The organism is Nocardia seriolae NBRC 15557 (genome assembly GCF_007990715.1).
GTDB classification, from domain to species: domain Bacteria; phylum Actinomycetota; class Actinomycetes; order Mycobacteriales; family Mycobacteriaceae; genus Nocardia; species Nocardia seriolae.
In genome coordinates this window covers 18,256-35,344 of record NZ_BJWY01000077.1, presented here as the reverse complement: position 1 = coordinate 35,344, position 17,089 = coordinate 18,256, and the positions used below count along the sequence as shown (strand labels likewise).

14 protein-coding genes, 1 tRNA gene and 1 pseudogene are annotated in these 17,089 nt (G+C 69.6%); 3 read left to right on the top strand and 13 right to left on the bottom strand.

All coding sequences use genetic code 11. The annotated features are described in order from the left end of the window. Window positions 1-172: TetR family transcriptional regulator (locus tag NS2_RS22425; protein ID WP_147207275.1), on the bottom strand; the 172-nt coding region annotated here is incomplete at its 3' end. Window positions 173-271: 99 nt separating this feature from the next. On the opposite strand from NS2_RS22425, the gene NS2_RS22420 reads away from it, so the two are divergent. Then, complete coding sequence (locus NS2_RS22420) at window positions 272-1,060, top strand: SDR family oxidoreductase (protein WP_033089376.1); 789 nt, start codon at window positions 272-274, stop codon at window positions 1,058-1,060. 25 nt (window positions 1,061-1,085) lie between these two features. Further along, window positions 1,086-2,150 (top strand): NAD(P)H-dependent amine dehydrogenase family protein, encoded by a 1,065-nt coding sequence (locus NS2_RS22415; RefSeq protein WP_033089375.1) that lies wholly within the window; start codon window positions 1,086-1,088, stop codon window positions 2,148-2,150. A gap of 448 nt (window positions 2,151-2,598) precedes the next feature. On the opposite strand, the gene NS2_RS22410 is transcribed toward NS2_RS22415, so the two are convergent. From NS2_RS22410 to NS2_RS22390, 5 genes are all read right to left on the bottom strand, one after another. Next, window positions 2,599-2,671 (bottom strand) — tRNA-Thr (locus tag NS2_RS22410). A gap of 82 nt (window positions 2,672-2,753) precedes the next feature. Next, window positions 2,754-3,968 carry a DNA polymerase III subunit delta' gene (locus tag NS2_RS22405; protein ID WP_033089387.1) on the bottom strand — a complete coding sequence of 405 codons (1,215 nt, stop codon included), beginning with the start codon at window positions 3,966-3,968 and terminating at the stop codon, window positions 2,754-2,756. Window positions 3,969-4,010: 42 nt separating this feature from the next. Then, complete coding sequence (locus NS2_RS22400) at window positions 4,011-4,517, bottom strand: DinB family protein (protein WP_033089374.1); 507 nt, start codon at window positions 4,515-4,517, stop codon at window positions 4,011-4,013. 118 nt (window positions 4,518-4,635) lie between these two features. Further along, window positions 4,636-7,515 carry a type I DNA topoisomerase gene (gene topA / locus NS2_RS22395; RefSeq protein ID WP_071812284.1) on the bottom strand — a complete coding sequence of 960 codons (2,880 nt, stop codon included), beginning with the start codon at window positions 7,513-7,515 and terminating at the stop codon, window positions 4,636-4,638. Between the two features lie 318 nt (window positions 7,516-7,833). Next, window positions 7,834-8,037: a cold-shock protein gene (locus NS2_RS22390; protein ID WP_033089373.1), complete on the bottom strand. Its 204-nt coding sequence runs from the start codon at window positions 8,035-8,037 to the stop codon at window positions 7,834-7,836. A 436-nt stretch (window positions 8,038-8,473) separates the two neighbouring features. On the opposite strand from NS2_RS22390, the gene sftH reads away from it, so the two are divergent. Beyond that, window positions 8,474-10,870 (top strand): DEAD/DEAH box helicase, encoded by a 2,397-nt coding sequence (gene sftH, locus NS2_RS22385; RefSeq protein ID WP_033089372.1) that lies wholly within the window; start codon window positions 8,474-8,476, stop codon window positions 10,868-10,870. Between the two features lie 352 nt (window positions 10,871-11,222). On the opposite strand, the gene NS2_RS22380 is transcribed toward sftH, so the two are convergent. The 7 genes and pseudogenes from NS2_RS22380 to ssd form a co-directional block, all read right to left on the bottom strand. After that, window positions 11,223-11,576, bottom strand: a complete 354-nt coding sequence (locus NS2_RS22380; RefSeq protein WP_096490361.1) for an Rv3654c family TadE-like protein — start codon at window positions 11,574-11,576, stop codon at window positions 11,223-11,225. A gap of 20 nt (window positions 11,577-11,596) precedes the next feature. Continuing rightward, window positions 11,597-11,911, bottom strand: coding sequence for a TadE family type IV pilus minor pilin (locus tag NS2_RS22375; protein WP_045438513.1), 315 nt, complete (start codon window positions 11,909-11,911; stop codon window positions 11,597-11,599). A gap of 35 nt (window positions 11,912-11,946) precedes the next feature. Then, the gene (locus NS2_RS22370; RefSeq protein ID WP_033089385.1) at window positions 11,947-12,162 is read right to left on the bottom strand and encodes a DUF4244 domain-containing protein; all 216 of its coding nucleotides are present in this window, start codon (window positions 12,160-12,162) and stop codon (window positions 11,947-11,949) included. A gap of 93 nt (window positions 12,163-12,255) precedes the next feature. Continuing rightward, window positions 12,256-12,846, bottom strand: coding sequence for a type II secretion system F family protein (locus NS2_RS22365; RefSeq protein ID WP_033089369.1), 591 nt, complete (start codon window positions 12,844-12,846; stop codon window positions 12,256-12,258). Continuing rightward, the gene (locus tag NS2_RS22360; RefSeq protein WP_230463984.1) at window positions 12,843-13,646 is read right to left on the bottom strand and encodes a type II secretion system F family protein; all 804 of its coding nucleotides are present in this window, start codon (window positions 13,644-13,646) and stop codon (window positions 12,843-12,845) included. Before NS2_RS22360 ends, NS2_RS22365 begins: the two co-directional genes overlap by 4 nt. A 192-nt stretch (window positions 13,647-13,838) precedes the next feature. Next, window positions 13,839-15,034 (bottom strand): annotated as a pseudogene (locus NS2_RS22355) (TadA family conjugal transfer-associated ATPase). 168 nt (window positions 15,035-15,202) lie between these two features. Beyond that, window positions 15,203-16,651 carry a septum site-determining protein Ssd gene (gene ssd, locus NS2_RS37730; protein ID WP_261772303.1) on the bottom strand — a complete coding sequence of 483 codons (1,449 nt, stop codon included), beginning with the start codon at window positions 16,649-16,651 and terminating at the stop codon, window positions 15,203-15,205. Between the last annotated feature and the right edge of the window lie 438 nt (window positions 16,652-17,089).

The following is a 17,089-nucleotide window of genomic DNA, read 5'->3' as shown; positions in this document are numbered from 1 at the left end:
GTACTAGCCCGTCGCGAGATCCGAAGTGGTATTGGATGGCCGAGTTGTTTCGCTGCCCCGCGGCCGCGGCGATATCGCGCAGCGGCACCGCCGGCCCGCGCTCGGCGATCAGCTGTTCCGCCGCGAGGATGATGCGCTCCCGCGCGTCCGTCACTGCCACAGTCTGCACCATAGCGGTTCACCAGCGCGTACAGAACTTCTCCTTGACGATTAAGAACTATTGCTTAAAGCTGCTTGTGACTGTCGTCACCCGAGAAGGACTGAATTCGCGATGATCCTGGACACCTTCCGACTGGATGGCCGCGTGGCCGTCGTGACCGGCGCGGGCCGCGGCATCGGCACCGCCACCGCCCTCGCCCTCGCCGAAGCCGGTGCGGACGTGGCCATTTCGGCCCGCACCGCCGCCCAGCTCGACGAGGTAGCGGGCAAGATCCGCGCCCTGGGCCGGCGTGCCATCACCGTCCCCGCGGACCTGTCGGACCTCTCCGCCGTCACCGCCCTCGCCGAAACCGCCGCCGCCGAACTCGGCCGCCTCGACATCGTGGTCAACAATGTCGGCGGCACCATGCCCAACACCTTCCTCACCACGACCACCGAATTCCTCGAAGAGGCTTTCCGCTTCAACGTGTCCACCGCACACGCCCTGACCCAGGCGGCGGTCCCGCACATGCTGAAGAACGGCGGCGGCTCGGTCGTCAATATCTCCTCCCGGATGGGCATCACCCCCGGCCGCGGCTTCCTGGCCTACGGCACGGCCAAGGCCGCCCTCGCGCACTGGACCCGGCTGGCCGCCACCGACCTGTCCCCGCGCATCCGGGTGAACGCCATCGCGGTCGGCTCGGTGCTGACCTCGGCCCTGGAAGTCGTCGCGCAGCAGCCGGAGATCAAGAAGCAGATGGAGGACGCCACCCCGCTGCACCGCCTCGGCGAGCCCTGGGAGATCGCCGCCGCCATCGTCTACCTGAGCTCCCGCGCGGGCGGCTACGTCACCGGCAAGGTGCTCGAGGTCGACGGCGGCATCGACCACCCCAACCTCGACCTTCCCATCCCCGACCTGTAATCCACTGCCCCACAGGAGCTTTCCCATGAAGTATCGCGTAGTCCAGTGGAGCACCGGCAATGTCGGCCGCCGCACCCTGCGCTCCATCATCGCCCGCCCCGAACTCGAGCTGGTCGGCGTCTGGGTCTCCAGCCCCGCCAAAGCAGGCAAGGACGCCGGTGAACTGGCCGGTCTCGACCGCGAAATCGGCGTCACCGCAACCCAGGACGCCGAGGCGCTGCTGGCCCTGAAACCCGACTGCATCATCCACACCGCCATGGCCGACGACCGTCTGATGGAGGCGGTGGAGGACCTGAAAACCTTCCTCCGCGCGGGCATCAACGTCATCTCCAGCAGCCCCGTATTCCTCCAGTTCCCCTACGGCACCCTCCCCGACGAGGCCATCGCCCCGATCATCGAGGCCGCCGACGAGGGCGGAGTCTCCCTGTGGGTCAACGGCATCGACCCGGGTTGGGCCAACGACTGGCTACCCCTGCTCCTGTCCAGCGGCTCCGAGCGCATCGACAAGATCATCTGCTCGGAGATCATGGACTACTCCACCTACGACAACCCCAAGGTCCTCTTCGACATCATGGGCTTCGGCAAGCCCCTGGACGACCTCCCCCTCCTACTCCAGCCCGGCGTCCTCACCCTCGCCTGGGGCAGCGTCATCCGCCAGCTCGCCCACGCCCTCGACATCGAACTCGACTCCGTCACACAACATTTCGAACGCCTCCCCGCCACCGAAGAACTGAAGGTAGGCACCCACACCATCCCCGAGGGCACCGCCGCCGCCCTCCGCTTCCAGGTCCACGGCATCAGCAAGGCCCGCGAAATCCTCACCCTCGAACACACCACCCGCCTCCACCCCGCTCTAGCCCCCGACTGGCCCCAACCAGCCGGAAAGGGTTGCTACCGAGTAGAAATCAAGGGCGACCCCGCCTACCTCCTGGACCTCCAGCTCTACAGCAACGGCGACCACGCCGAAGCCGGCGTAGTAGGCACCGCCGCCCGCCTGGTCAGCGCCATCCCCGCCGTAGTCTCCGCCCGCCCCGGCCTCCTGACAGCCATGGACCTCCCCCTAACCACCGGCCGAGGCCTCATCTCCTGACCGTTCGCGGGTCTACGGCAGATCCGGCCACGCCGGCTCCGGGTTTCGCGGCGAGGTCCGAATCATCTCCTCCAGCGGAACCTCGATCCGCCCGGCCCGTGCCACCAGATTCGGAATGTCCCGAGCGGGGACGGTCGACCGCACCCCGCACACCGGGCACTCCAAATACTGCTCGACATTCCCGGCGAACAGCGGAACGAAGAACAGCGTGAACCTGGTAACGAACTTCCGCAGCGCATGCGGGCCAGTGCACCGGCACGACCCACAGAAGACCGTAAGAGTGGCGAGCGTATAAAGCTCTCGACGCCAGCCGAAGATGAGCAACGAAACCTCCAGGCCTCCAACAAGATCACCGAAAGCCTGGTCCGTCGCAACCGCCGACACGACTGGGCTTCGGACCCCAACGACAAAAGGTGAGGACCACAACGGTCCTCACCTTTATCCTTTGAGCCGCCTGGGGGAATCGAACCCCCGACCTTTTCATTACGAGTGAAGCGCTCTACCGACTGAGCTAAGGCGGCGTGCCTTCCGGCGGTGCGAGTCTATCGTCTTGCGCGCGAAACGCGAAAACGGGTGTTCGGGGTGATGTGTGACACGCCGGGGTCAGGCGGAGCGGGCCGCGATCAGGGCGGCGGCCATGGCTGCCAGGGCGAAGCGGGGTTTGACGTTGGTTTCGAGGGCCTCTCGGCAGTCGAGGACGGCCTGGATGGACAGGAGTAGGCCCTCGGGGCGGACGTCGGTGGCGAGTTCGCGGATTTGATCGGCCATGTCGGGGTGGGTGAGGACTACTCCGGCGGAGGAGTCGGCCTTCGCGGCGCCGAAGCGGACGGCGAGGGCGTCGCGGTACAGGCCCGCGACATCGATCAGGGCTCGGTCCAGGGCGTCGCGGCCGGTGCGGGTGGCGCGCGACTTCTGGCGTTTCTCCAGCTCTTTCAACGCGCCGGCGGAGCTGCGGGTGGCGGAGGCGGCACCTTTGCCCGTGCCGCCCGCGCCCAGGGCGATGGCCAGTTCCTCCCGTTCCTTCTCGTCCCGTTCGGCGCTGACCTGCTTGGCCTCGTCATCGGCCGACTTCACCAGTTCGTCGGCGGCCGCGTAGGCCGCTGCGGGGCGCGCGGTAGCCGTGACCAGGGCCAGTGCCCGCTTGCGGCGAGCCCGCGCCTGGTCATCGGTGGCCAGCCGTCGCGCGCGGCCGATATGCCCGCCGCTCACTCCGGCCGCCCATCCGGCGGTCCTCTCGTCCAGACCGTCCCGCTCCCGCAGCACACGCGCGATCGAGTCGACCGACGGCGTGGCCAAATGCACGTGCCGGCACCGGGATCGCAGTGTCACGGAGATGTCCTCGGGATCCACCGAGGGCGCGCAGAGCAGGAAGACGGTCCGCTCCGGCGGCTCTTCCACCACCTTAAGCAGCACATTGCCCGCCGCCTCGGTCAAGCGGTCGGCGTCCTCGACCACGACCACCTGCCAGCGCCCGGTGCTCGGCCGCCGCGACGCCACCTGCACGATCTCGCGCATTTCCTTGGTGCCGATGCTCAAACCCTCGGGCACCACGCGCCGCACATCGCCGTGTGTTCCGGCCACGGTGGTGGTGCACGCGTGGCAGCGCCCGCAGCCGGGCGTGCCCTCGTCGGTGCACTGCAGGGCGGCCGCGAAACACAGCGCCGCGACCGAGCGCCCCGAGCCGGGCGGCCCGGTGAACAACCACGAATGCGTCATGGCCGAGGACGATCCGGCTCCACCCCGCGCCGCGACCGCGGCAGCGGTGAGCTCGGACTCGACCGCACCCTGGCCGACCAGCCGATCGAAGACACCCGCCACGCCGACCACCTTAGCCGTCGCCCCCGACAGTCCGGCCGACGGTCAGTTGGCGCGCTGATATGTGGTGTTGGCCCCGTCCAAGGCTTCCCGAATGATGTCGGCGTGCCCGGAGTGATGCGCGATCTCCCGCAGAATGTGCAGCAGGATGTAGCGGACCCCCAGGTACTCGCGTTCGGGAGCCCACGGCGCGGTCGGCGTCGGCACCGAATCCTCGAGATTGGGTAGCTCGCGGATCAGCTTGGCGGTGTGCTCGGCCACCACCTCCCACTCGGCCAGCAGCCCCGCCACCGTCTGATCCGGATCCAGCCGGTACTCGGAATCCATTCGGGAGACATCGAATTCGGAGTCCGGGTCCCGCTCGACCAGGATTGTGGTCCAGTGCCTTTCGACATTCACCGCATGGCTCAATAGACCGCCGAGGGTGAGTTCACTGACCGTGGTGCGCTGGCGCGCCTGCGCGTCATCGATGCCGCGCAGGGTGATCCGGAACAGCTCGCGCTGGCTGTCGAGGATCTTGATCAGTTCTTCACGCTCATGATCGACGGTCATCGAATGTCCTTCCGCTGGTGCGTGTTCCGAGTTACACGCTACGGCAGGGCACCGACAGAAACACCGCGCAAAAAAGAAGCGCCCCCGCAGAAATCGGGGGCGCTTCCAGTGAGTTCGCTCAGGACTTGGCCGCGGCGGCGGTCTTCTTCGCGGCCGCCTTCTTGACCGGGGTCTTCTTCGCGGCCGCGGCCTTCTTGGTGGTCACGCCGTCGGCCGTCTTGGCCGCCGCCTGCTTCGCGGCCGCCTTCTTGACCACGGTCTTGGCGACCGCGGTCTTCTTCGCCGCCGCCTTCTTGGCAGTCTTCTTCGCGGCCTTCTTCACCGGCCCGCGCGCCCGCCGATCCGCCAGCAGTTCCGAGGCCCGCGCATCGGTGATGGACTCGACCTCGTCGCCCTTGCGCAGGCTGGCATTGGTCTCACCGTCGGTGACATACGGGCCGAACCGCCCGTCCTTGATCACCATCGGCTTCTCCGACACCGGGTCCACGCCCAGCTCGCGCAGCGGCGGCGCACTGGCCGACTGCCCGCCGCGCCGTTTGGGCTCGGCATAGATCTTGAGCGCCTCCTCGAGCGTCACCGAGAAGATCTGATCCTCACCGGTGAGCGAGCGGGAGTCCGTGCCCTTCTTCAGATACGGCCCGTACCGCCCGTTCTGCGCGGTGATCTCGTCGCCGGAGGCCGGATCCACACCCACCACGCGCGGCAGCGAGAGCAGTTTCAGCGCCTCGTCCAGCGTCACCGTCTCCACGCTCATGGACTTGAACAGCGACCCGGTGCGCGGCTTCGGCTTGTCGGCCGCCTTCTTCGCGGTCTTCTTCGCGCCGGTGTCGATGTCCTCCGCCGGCTCCGGCAGCACCTCGGTGACGTACGGCCCGAAACGCCCTTCCTTGGCGACGATTTCGTGCCCGGTCGCCGGATCGGTACCCAGCGAGCGACCCTCCTGCGGCGTCGCGAAAAGCTTCTCCGCGACCTCCGGCGTCAGCTCGTCCGGCGGCAGATCGTCGGGCAGGTTGGCCCGCTGCGATACCGGATTCCCGTCCGGGTCATCGGGATTGGCGATCATGCGCTCCAGGTACGGCCCGAACTTGCCGACCCGCACCACCACGTCGCGACCCTCGTCGTCGGCGAACAGCTTGATGGAGTTGACTTCTCGCGCGTCGATGCCGTCGAGCCGTTCGCCCACCATCTTTTTCAGGCCGCCCGAGCGCGCCACCGATCCCTGCGCACCGTGATCGCCGCCGAAATAGAAGGAGGACAACCAGTTTCCGCGCTGCTCGCGCCCACCGGCGATGGCGTCGAGATCATCCTCCATGGCCGCGGTGAAGTCGAAGTCCACCAGCCGCCCGAAGTGCTCCTCCAGCAGCCCGATCACCGCGAACGCCACCCACGACGGCACCAGCGCACTACCGCGCTTGTAGACGTACCCGCGGTCGAGAATGGTCTTGATGATCGAGGAGTAGGTGGACGGACGGCCGATGCCGAGGTCTTCCAGCGCCTTGATCAGCGAGGCTTCGGTGAAACGCGCGGGCGGATTGGTGGTGTGCCCGTCCGGCGCCAGCTCCACGGCCGTGACGCCCTGGCCCTCGGTCAGCGCGGGCAGCCGGGATTCGGCGTCGTCGGACTGACCGCCCGCCTCCTCGTCGACACTCTCCACGTACGCCTTGAGGAAGCCCGCGAAGGTAATGGTCCGGCCCGATGCCGAAAACACGCATTCCTCACCGCTATTCGCGACACCGGTAATGCGCACCGTCAGCGTGGTGCCCCGCGCGTCCTGCATCTGCGAGGCCACCGTGCGCTGCCAGATCAGCTCGTACAGACGGAATTCGTCATTGTCGATCTTGTTGTGCAGCTGCCCCGGCGTGGCGAAGACGTCACCCGAGGGGCGAATCGCCTCGTGCGCCTCCTGCGCGTTCTTGACCTTGCGGTTGTACTGCCGCGGTGTGGGACTCACGTATTCCGCGCCGTACAGCTGCGTGGCCTGTGCCCGCGCCGCATTGATCGCCGACTGCGACAGGGTCGTCGAGTCGGTACGCATATAGGTGATGTAACCGTTTTCGTACAGCCGCTGCGCCACCCGCATGGTGCGCTCGGAGGTGAAACGCAGCTTGCGCGCGGCCTCCTGCTGCAGCGTCGAAGTCATGAACGGCGCGTACGGCTTTCGCGTGTACGGCTTGGATTCCACCGAGGTGACCGTGAGATCCACCCCGTGCAGCGATTCCGCCAGCCGCTGCGCATAACCGGCATCGAGCACGACGACGCCCTGCGATTTCAGCTGCCCGTCGGATCCGAAATCACGACCGGTCGCCACGCGCGCACCCTCGACACTGACCAGCCGCGCACCGAAGACCCGCGGATTCCCGCCCTCTTCATTGCCGCCCGCATCCAGCTTGGCCGCGATATCCCAGTACTCCGCCGACCGGAACGCCATGCGCTCGCGCTCGCGCTGCACGATGACCCGCGTCGCCACCGACTGCACCCGGCCCGCCGACAACCTCGGCATGACCTTCTTCCACAGCACGGGCGAGACCTCGTAGCCGTAGAGCCGGTCCAGGATGCGCCGCGTCTCCTGCGCGTCGACCAGGTCCTGGTCCAGCTCCCGGGTGTCGGCAGCCGCGGCCCGAATGGCCGACTCGGTGATCTCGTGGAAGACCATGCGCCGCACCGGCACCTTGGGCTTGAGCGTCTCGAGCAGGTGCCAGGCGATGGCCTCGCCCTCGCGGTCGGGGTCGGTGGCGAGGTAGAGCTCGTCGGCGTCGGCCAGCAGGCTCTTCAGCTCGCTGACCTTCCCCTTCTTTTCGGGGCTGACCACATAGATGGGCTCGAAATCGTGATCGACGTCGACGCCGAGGCGCGCCCACTGCTGTCCCTTGTATTTGGCGGGCACATCCGCCGCGCCGCGCGGCAGGTCCCGAATGTGGCCGACCGAAGCCTCCACCACATAGCCGCGGCCCAGGTAGGGCGCGATCTTCTTGGCCTTCGTCGGCGACTCGACAATCACGAGACGACGCAGGGAACGGCCCTGGTCGGGCGCTGCCTGGGAGTTCGGCGCTGCACCGCGGTCTCGTGTTGCCACCGGCGAACACACCTTTCGTCTCGATCCACGTCGGCGCTGGTGTACGCACCATACGCGGCTGGGGCAAGCGGCTGCGATGTCCGATATCGCTGCCAGCGACGTTTATACCGTGTTCAATGCCCGCGGCTGGTGCGCGGCGACGATGTAGCCCCTGATCGTGATCGAGTGTAATGGGTCCAGATATGGGTCGTCCCCCACCGCCCTGGGGCGATGGGGGACGGAACCTGTGGGTTGGCTCGCTCCTTAGAGCGCGCGAACACCGGTGGCCTGCGGGCCCTTGGTGCCCTGGCCAACCTCGAACTCGACCTTCTGGTTCTCCTCGAGGGTGCGGAAGCCCGTTCCCTGGATCTCGGAGTAGTGGACGAAGACGTCAGCGGAGCCGTCCTCGGGCGCGATGAAGCCGAACCCCTTCTCCGCGTTGAACCACTTCACAGTTCCCTGTGCCATTCTGTTCCTTCTCTTTCCATACCGGAACGGTAGACAACGAGGTTCGTCCACCGGGTCCGTTCCGACCGCTGTACTCTGTTCCCCCTGCAGGAAAGCACGCAGTACACCGTTCGCAACATCGATCCTGCTGATGGTTTGGACTTTCGATCCGTTCCCTCGAACACAGAAGCTTGCGACCAGGAACCAGTGAACCATGTCCTCCGGCAATTCAACAGCCGAGTTACCCACAATTTGCAAAAAAAGTTGATCTTGCGAATGCGCAGGTGAGGGGCTTAATGCCCAAATCCGTACTTGAAGTTGGTTTGCTTCCGGATAACAGAGCGAGCATCTGGCAAACGGGGTGTGAGGCAGGCCGCTACTCTGTAGTGAAATGGCAGGTAGAGCGCCGGGTGCACACAGCTTTCACACCCCTTCGGCGTGTCGCGGCGACGCTTCGATGAATGATGGGGATCAGCCGCGACCGCGGGGAGACAACAGCGACATCAGCTACGGGAGATCGTTGCTGAATCGTGTCCTAAACGGGGCGGGTTCCGGCGACCCCCGCCTCACCCACGTCACCGAGTTGCCGCCGCGCGCGGCGCAGGTCACGAAATGGCCCGAATGGACATCTCCGGAAGTCATCGCCGCAGTTCAGGCGGCCGGAGTCGCGGAGCCCTGGAGCCATCAGATCCGGGCCGCGGAGCTGGCCGCGGCGGGACGGCACGTGGTCGTGTCGACCGGGACGGCGTCCGGGAAATCGCTGGCCTATCAGCTGCCCGTACTGACCGCGCTGCAGGCCGATCCCCGGGCCACCGCGCTGTATCTGTCCCCGACCAAGGCGCTCGGCGCCGATCAGCTGCGCATGGTCAACGAGCTGACCAGCGAAGATCCGTTGCGGAACGTGCATCCCGCGCCCTACGACGGTGACACGCCGGCGGAGATCCGGCAGTGGGTGCGGGCGCACGCGCGATGGGTTTTCACCAACCCGGACATGCTGCACGTCGGAATGCTGCGGTCGCATCAGCGATGGGCGCGGTTCTTCCGGCAGCTCAAATACGTCGTGGTCGATGAATGCCATATCTACCGCGGGGTTTTCGGGTCGCACGTGGCGCTGGTGCTGCGCCGGCTGCGGCGACTCGCCGCGCGGTACGGGGCGGATCCGGTGTTCGTGCTGTGCTCGGCGACCACCGCGGATCCGGCGGCCACGGCCGAAAAGCTGATCGGCGCACCGTGTGTCGCGGTCACCGAGGACGGGTCGCCGCAGGGGGCGCGGACCGTGGCGCTGTGGGAGCCGCCGCTGTTGGGCGCGGGCGTGACCGGGGAAAACGGTGCGGCCGTGCGGCGTTCGGCCGGGGCCGAGGCCGCCACGGTGATGGCGGACCTGGTGGCCGAGGGGGCGCGCACGCTGACCTTCGTGCGGTCGCGGCGCGGGGCCGAACTGGTGGCCATGGACACGCGGCGGCTGCTGGCGGACGTGGACGCCGAGCTCCCCGGGCGTGTCGCGGCCTATCGGGCCGGGTATCTGGCCGAGGACCGCCGGGCGCTGGAGGCGGCGCTGTCGGAGGGCTCGCTGCTGGGCGCGGCCACCACTAACGCCCTGGAACTGGGCGTGGACATCGCGGGACTGGATGCCGTTGTGGTGGCGGGATATCCGGGCACGGTGGCCTCCTTCTGGCAGCAGGCCGGGCGCGCCGGGCGGCGCACACAAGGATCGTTGGTGCTGCTCATCGCGCGGGACGACCCCCTGGACACCTACCTCGTGCACCATCCGGAGGCGCTGCTCGGGCGGCCGCTGGAGGCCAGCATCACCGACCCGCACAACCCGTACGTGCTCGGTCCGCACCTGCTGTGCGCGGCCCTGGAACAGCCGCTCAGCGATGCCGAGGTGCACGGTTTCCAGGCCTGGGAACTGCTGTCGGACCTGGCCGAACAGGGTTTGATCCGGCGGCGGGCGGGCGTGGCCCGGGACGGGACGGCGCGCTGGTTCGTGACCGCCGACGCGCACCCGCACGACGCGGTCGACGTGCGCGGCGGCATCGGCACCGCGGTCGCGGTGGTGGACGGCGAATCCGGGCGCATGCTGGGCACCACCGACGCCGGGCGTGCCCCGGCCACCTTGCATCCGGGCGCGGTGCACCTGCACCAGGGCGAGAGCTACGTGGTCGACGAGCTGGACCTGGAGGAGGGCGTCGCGCTGGTGCACGCCGACACGCCGGGATGGAGCACCAGCGCGCGGGCGGTGACCACGCTGGAGATCGAGGAGGTCGGCGTGGAGCGCCGATTCGGCTCGGTAACAACGGCTTTCGCGCAGGTGCTGGTGACCCGTCGGGTCACCGGCTACCTGCGCAGACTGCCCAGCGGCGAGGTGCTGGACCTGGTCGAGCTGGACCTGCCCGCGCAGACCCTGCCCACCCGGGCCGTGTACTACACCGTCACGCCAGAGCTGCTGGCCCGGGCCGGGATCGACGCCCGGCACGCCGCGGGCGCGCTGCACGCCGCCGAGCACGCGGCGATCGGGATGTTGCCGCTGGTGGCGACCTGCGATCGGTGGGATATCGGTGGCGTGTCGATGGCGGAACACGCCGATACCGGACTGCCCACGGTGTTCGTCTACGACGGGCATCCGGGCGGGGCGGGCTTCGCCGAGCGGGGGTTCTCCCGGCTGCGGCACTGGTTGCAGGCCACGCTGGGCGCGATTCGGTCCTGCGCCTGCGCGAGCGGGTGCCCGTCCTGCGTGCAGTCACCGAAGTGCGGGAACGGCAACAACCCGCTGGACAAGGCCGGGGCGGCACGCCTGCTGCGGGCGATCCTGGCCGAGCTCGGGGCAGGTGACGACGGCAACGCCGATCCGTGACGCGGTCGTCGCCGGGGCGATACCGGAGCGCCACCGACCAACCGGTCGGCGCTGTCAGCTGGTTGGTATCGGGCGGATTCCGGATGCCAGAAGGTGTCCGCGACACGCCGAGGGCTCGAGTCGATTAAAAAGGGATGTGATCCTGTTAACTGGAGGGTTGCTCCGTTCGATAATGTCGCCCCCGGATTTACCTGTGCATTCATTCCAATGAGTCTCGGGGAACGAATTGGAAAGTGATCGATACCCAATCTATTCGGCTATCCCATTCATCGAATTTCGACATTGATCGACCGCCGATGTGGCCCGCGCCATCACATTTCTAACCAACCGCTCGGTACGAGATATTGCCTCGCTACCTCTCTCCTTCCATCGGCCCGGCCCGAGCCGCCGCGCGGACATCCCACGCGCCCACCGGACCCAGCGATATCCGCGCCTCGACGGTCACCGTCACGTCCCAGCCCCGCACCTCGCAACCCACCAACCGCGCGCCCATTCGGCCCGCGATATCCCCCGCGCGCCCGCAACCGGCCACCGTGCCGCCGTCGAGCGCGCCCGCTGCGGCCAGCGCACCCAGGTCGGCGGCGGACTGCAACCGATGCCGACCGGCCACCGCCACCCCGATCTGCCCTATCAGGACCACCGCGGCGAACACACCGAGCAGTGCGAGGCAGGCCGTCACCGTCACGCCGCCCGCGTCAGCACCCATTGCCTCCCGGCCTGTCGTTCTCATCCGAATTCCCCGGGCTCCAGAGCCGCGACGGCAGCCGCGCGCAGGGTCACCGGCAGCAAGGTGGCCCGGGCGCTCACCTCCGCCACCACCAGTCCGCCCTCGGCGCGGAGATCGATTCGGGCTCCGGCGGGTGCGACCCGGCGCGCGGTGGACACCGCCGACGCCTCGTCGCCGCGCGCGGCCAGCCGAGCCGCCTCGCGGGCGGCGTCGACACAGCGCACCTGCGCCGACACCGCCAGCAGGGCCCCGACCCCGAGGACCAGCACCGCGACCAGCGCAGCCAGCGCAATGGCCGCCTCGACGGTCGCCATGCCCGCCTCGGCATGTCGACGTGGTGTGGCATACGTCACTTGACGGGAGTCTTCAGCGCCTTGTCGATGATCTTCGTCAGGGCGTTGACGATGCTGTCCCCGGTCACCACCGTGTACAGCACCGCCCCGAACGCCGCCGCCGCTATCGTCCCGATCGCGTACTCCGCGGTGCTCATGCCGTCCTCGGCGGTCACCACGCGCAGCAGCCGGGTGCGCAATCCCCAGAACGCGTTTCGGACAGTCGTTCCCACGCTCACTCCTTCCCTCGCCCCGGCGCGGCGGTTCCGCGCCGGTACATTCCTCAGCGGTCACAACAGGTTTCGCGGTCACAGCAGGCCGGATGGTCACAGCAGGCCGCCTTCCAGAACCCGACCGGCCAGGCCGATCACGACCGGGACGATCCCCAGGCACAGGAAGGCCGGTAGGAAGCACAGGCCGAGCGGACCGCCGATCAGGACACCGGCGCGTTCGGCCCGCGCGGCGGCGGCATCCTCGAGCTCGCCGCGGCGGCGTTCCGCCAATTCGGCCACCGCCGTGGCCAATCCGGTTCCGGAGCGCGCCGAACGGCGGGCCAGGCGGGCCAGTGCCGTCACCGCGTCGTCGGCGTGACCGGCGGTGGCTTGCACCCAGGCCGCAGCCGGATCAGCACCCAGCGCGAGCAGATCCGACGCCCGGTGCAGGACGGTGGCCAGCGGCTCGGGAGCCGATACCGCGACGGCGGCGGACGCTGCGGCAGTGGGCAATCCGGCACGCAGGCAGGCCGCGAGCAGATCCAGGGCGGAGGCGACGCCGAGCGGATCGGACGGGGCCGCCGCGGCGATCGGACGCGGATCGGCACCCGGCTCGTGCAGCCGCGCCAACCGGCGGACCACGGCGGCCCGGCCCGGCAGCATCAGCAGCGCGACGGCCAGCAGGGCGGCGATCGACGCGGTCATCGCAGCACCCGGTCCGTAATGGCGTCGGCCCACAGCAGACCGGCGCAGGTCAGGGCCGAACCCAGTAGCAGCAGGAGCGTGCCGGCAGGGGTCAGGAACAGGACGCGCAGCGGGGCGGCGCCCATCAGCTGACCGAGCCCGATGCCGAGCAGCGGAAGCAGGGCCAGCACCGTCGCGGTGGCGCGAGCACCCGCCAGCGCCGCGCGGGTGCGATCCCGGAAACGCTTGCGGCCGAGCAGATCCAGGCGCGCGGCCGTCAGCAGCTCGGCCAGGGCCAGACCGTGCCGCTCGGCCACCCGCCAGGCCGCGGCCACCCGCGCCAACTCCCCCGCCACCACCGTGCCCGGCCGCCGCAGGCCCGCGGCGCCCGAGCCGCCCAGGCGACTGCGGGCGGCGCTGACCGCGAAGGCCCGGGCCACCTCGCCCTCGGTCTCCTGGGCCGCCACCCGGGCCGCCGCGCTCGGATGCGCACCGATACGCAGCTCGCCGATCACCGCTTCCAGCCCCTCGAGCAGTTGCGCCGCCGCAGCGGCACGCCGCCGCTCCCGCAGCACCCGGCGACGCCGGAACACCAGCGTGGCGGCCAAAATCGATGCCGCCCCGGCCGGACCCGGACCGGCCAGGACCACGAGTGGCACCAAGAGCGACGGAGCCGATCGAATCACCCACCGGCCGAACGGCATTCGGGTTCTCTCGGTACGCCGGAACAGTCGTTCGCAACGACGGCGACCGGCGGGCGCGGGTGCCACCAGCATGGCGGACGCGACGCAGGCGAGCGCCGCCGCGATACCGGCCGACATCAGCCGACCTCACTGGCCGATGAATCCGAATCATCCTCCGCCCCAGCACACTCCGACGACTCATGCCGCGAACACGCGTTTCGCCACCCCATCCGGAGCCCCGGAAACCGTGATCCGCGCAGGCCGAATAGGCTGCAACACAACGAGTTACCACTGACGCAAGATGGCTGTGGCTGCGGAGAACCGCCTTCTTCATTCGAGGGAATCATCCGGAATCCTTCGGTCGAGGAGGTTGACGAGGGCCGGGGCGGCCGGGGCCGGACGGCCATCGGCAGTCCAGGCGGGCGTGATGTGGACGCGGCCGTCGACCGGGGCGACCATGCCGATTTCGCGTAGCGTGCGGCGGCCGTCGGGCTGACGGTGGACGTGCAGGACGACCTGGATCGCGGCCGCCAATTGGCTGTGCAGCGCGGCCGCCGGCATACCGCCCAGGGCCGCGAGAGCCTCGAGCCGGGCCGGGACCTCGCCGGGCGAGTTGGCGTGGACGGTGCCCGCGCCGCCGTCGTGGCCGGTGTTCAGGGCCGTCAACAGGTCCACGACCTCCGCACCTCGAACCTCGCCCACGACAATGCGATCGGGGCGCATGCGCAGCGCCTGGCGCACCAGGTCGCGGACGGTGATCTGTCCCGCGCCCTCCACATTCGCGGGGCGGGCGACCAGGCGGACCACGTGGGGGTGCGGCGGAGCCAGCTCGGCGGCGTCCTCCACGCAGACGATGCGTTCGGTCGACGCCACCTTGGCCAGCAGCCCGGACAGCAGGGTAGTTTTGCCCGCCCCGGTTCCGCCGACCACCAGGAAGGCCAGCCGGGCGCGAATAATGCGCTCCAGCAGGACCTTCGCGTCGGGCGGCACCGCACCGGCCGCGGCCAGCGCGTCCAGCCCCTGGGTGGCGGGCCGCAGCACGCGCAGCGACAGGCAGGTGCCACCGTGCGCGATGGGCGACAGCACCGCGTGCAGTCGCACGCCGAAGGAATCACCCAGCGCCGCCTCGGTTCCCGCCAGCCGCCCGTCCACCCACGGCTGCGCGTCGTCGAGCCGCGGCCCGCCCCCAGTGCCAGCCGCTGTGCGAGCCTGCGCACCGCCGCCTCGTCGGCGAACCGCACCGAGGTCCGGCGCAAGCCCCGCCCCCGGTCCACCCAGACCGAATCCGGCCCGGTGACCAGCACATCGGCCACCTCCGGATCGTGCAGCAGCGGCTCCAGCACCCCGGCCCCGGTCATCTCGGTCTGCAGCAATCGCAAGGCGCGCAACAGATCGGTATCCGCCAGCACCCCGCCCGCCTCGGCCCGGATGGCCGCCGCGACCAGCGCCGGATCCGGATCGGCCGCACCCTCCGCCAGCCGCTCCCGCACCCGCTCCAGCAGCTCCGCCGTCACCAGCTCACTCATCGCGAACCTCCGCACCGAAGACGAACCACCGGCATGCCCCGCCCGAGGCCACTCGGAAGTACCCGCGCCGCAACCGCTCCGATCGCGAACGCCGCACGTCCGGCCAGACACCGACGACAATCGCGGCACTCGTGATCGGCCCACGACGCCACCGGACCCGCGACGCCCTCATTTCCCCGCCCCGGCGGATTCCGGCCGCGCCGCGCCACCGCACGAGTCCCGTGAACCGGCACGGCGCCACCAGGAGGGACCCACGCGGCCGACCGACCGGTGCGGCGCCGGATACTCGGAAAACAGTGCCGTTAAACAGGTTTCGGCGGCGGTGCGCAGTGGGCCGCGGCGACGCACGGTCAGCCCACCCCGCTCCAGGCGTTCGGCCAGCCCGGGCTGGGAGGGCACGCCGGTCAGCAGCGGCAGCCTCAACATCTCGGCGATGTCGCCGGGCGAGCAGCCACTGGGGGCCGGACCGCGGACGACCACACGCACATTCGGGTTCCGGGCGCTGAGATAGGCGGCGGTGACCTGCGCGGCGGCTATCGAACGCAACCGCGCCTGCGTCACCAGCACCACCAGATCGGCCGAATCGAGCACCTGATCCGTATGCGGCCCGTGATCGCTGGACAGATCGGCGACCACCAGATCACCGGCGGCGCGCCCACCCTCGAGCACTGCGCGCACGGCCCCCGGCGCGAGTACCGCGGGGCGGCCCGTGACGCCCGGTACGACTGCGGGAAGCTCGTTTTCGAGCACGGCGGCCACCCGGCCGCGATCGATCCGGGGGTACGCCTCGGCTGCCGACCGCGCGCCGGACTCGTCGGCCGAGTCCCGCCGGCCTGCCGTGCGGGCGAGATCCGGATCCGGTACCGCCTCGCCGAGTCCCGCTGTGAGCGAAGGCATCCCATTCCAACCGTCGGCGCAGATGACCGCCGGGCCGACCGGACGCGGCAACGCACTCCCGAATTCGGTTGCGGAAGTTCCCCTTCCGCAGGAGAGAACGGCAAGACCCGAGGCGACCGGCAGGGCCGCATGCAGGGCGGGGGCGGAAACCCGCCCGTGTTCGATGGTGAGGTCGGTCCAGCGCAGACCCGGCGCCGACTCGAGGCCGAGAAGCAGGTCGAGACCGCCGCCGTACGGGGCGCAGTCGACCAGCAGGGTGTGGTCGCGGAAACGGCCCGCGGCGGTGAGGCCCACGGCCGCCGCGAGCACCGAGGCACCGGCCCCGGCGCCCGCTCCGGCCACCGCGAGCACCGCGCCGTCGCCGGGGCGGCGGCCGTCGTGAGCGGCGAATGCGGCGATCAGCGCGTCGGCGTCGGCGGGGAGGGACAGGACGTGTTCGGCGCCGACGCGAGTGGCGCTCTGCCAGTCGAGCAAACTCGGCTCGCCGTCGGTTACCAGGAGGATTCCGGCGCGACGCAGGTGTCCGGCGGATGTGCAGCTAAGCGCGGCGGCGGTATCGAGGATGATCGCGGACGCGGTGGCCCAGGCATGGCGGCCCGGGGGCGGCTCGCGCTCGTCGAGGGGGCGGTCCGCGGCGGCGGCAATGCGGCGGATCTCGTCGCGCAGCCGGGGATCGGCGACCAGCGACAGGGCGGGCGGGGTGGCGGCGTCGGAGTTCATGCTGGTCAGCGTCGCTCGATTGGAAGATCGGCGAAAGCGCCTCCACGGCGAGTGTGGATAACACGCGGCCTGTGCAGAACTCGGCTCGGCGGAACGGATTCGGAACTGTCCGGAAATAGAGGACGGCCCCAGCCGGGGGGGAGGAGGCTGGGGCCGTCGGGTTCAGCCCCGGGGGGGTCGGGCTGAACGCGCCTGGACCATGTCCAGGTAACTGCGATACTACACCCAAGCCCCGGCCGGATTGCAAGTCCGCCCGGCGAGTCTTTTTCCCGCCCCGACGGCCCGGCTTCCGACTGGCTAACCCGGACAATCCCCACCCCGGAAGTGATGGCCGCCACCCCGGTCGCCGCACCGCATGAAAAGCCCAGGTACCTCGCGAGACCAACCCCACCGCGACCGAGATGCCCGCGACGCGCCGCCGAACCATATCCTGGACGC

Excerpts from the sequence above, each read along its gene's own strand:
- NS2_RS22420 (WP_033089376.1), top strand. The coding sequence starts at position 272 with ATGATCCTGGACACCTTCCGACTGGATGGCCGCGTGGCCGTCGTGACC.
- NS2_RS22415 (WP_033089375.1), top strand. The coding sequence starts at position 1,086 with ATGAAGTATCGCGTAGTCCAGTGGAGCACCGGCAATGTCGGCCGCCGC.
- NS2_RS22400 (WP_033089374.1), bottom strand. The coding sequence starts at position 4,517 with ATGACCGTCGATCATGAGCGTGAAGAACTGATCAAGATCCTCGACAGC.
- NS2_RS22390 (WP_033089373.1), bottom strand. The coding sequence starts at position 8,037 with ATGGCACAGGGAACTGTGAAGTGGTTCAACGCGGAGAAGGGGTTCGGC.
- sftH (WP_033089372.1), top strand. The coding sequence starts at position 8,474 with ATGAATGATGGGGATCAGCCGCGACCGCGGGGAGACAACAGCGACATC.
- NS2_RS22380 (WP_096490361.1), bottom strand. The coding sequence starts at position 11,576 with ATGGGTGCTGACGCGGGCGGCGTGACGGTGACGGCCTGCCTCGCACTG.
- NS2_RS22375 (WP_045438513.1), bottom strand. The coding sequence starts at position 11,911 with ATGGCGACCGTCGAGGCGGCCATTGCGCTGGCTGCGCTGGTCGCGGTG.
- NS2_RS22365 (WP_033089369.1), bottom strand. The coding sequence starts at position 12,846 with ATGACCGCGTCGATCGCCGCCCTGCTGGCCGTCGCGCTGCTGATGCTG.
- NS2_RS22360 (WP_230463984.1), bottom strand. The coding sequence starts at position 13,646 with ATGTCGGCCGGTATCGCGGCGGCGCTCGCCTGCGTCGCGTCCGCCATG.
- ssd (WP_261772303.1), bottom strand. The coding sequence starts at position 16,651 with ATGAACTCCGACGCCGCCACCCCGCCCGCCCTGTCGCTGGTCGCCGAT.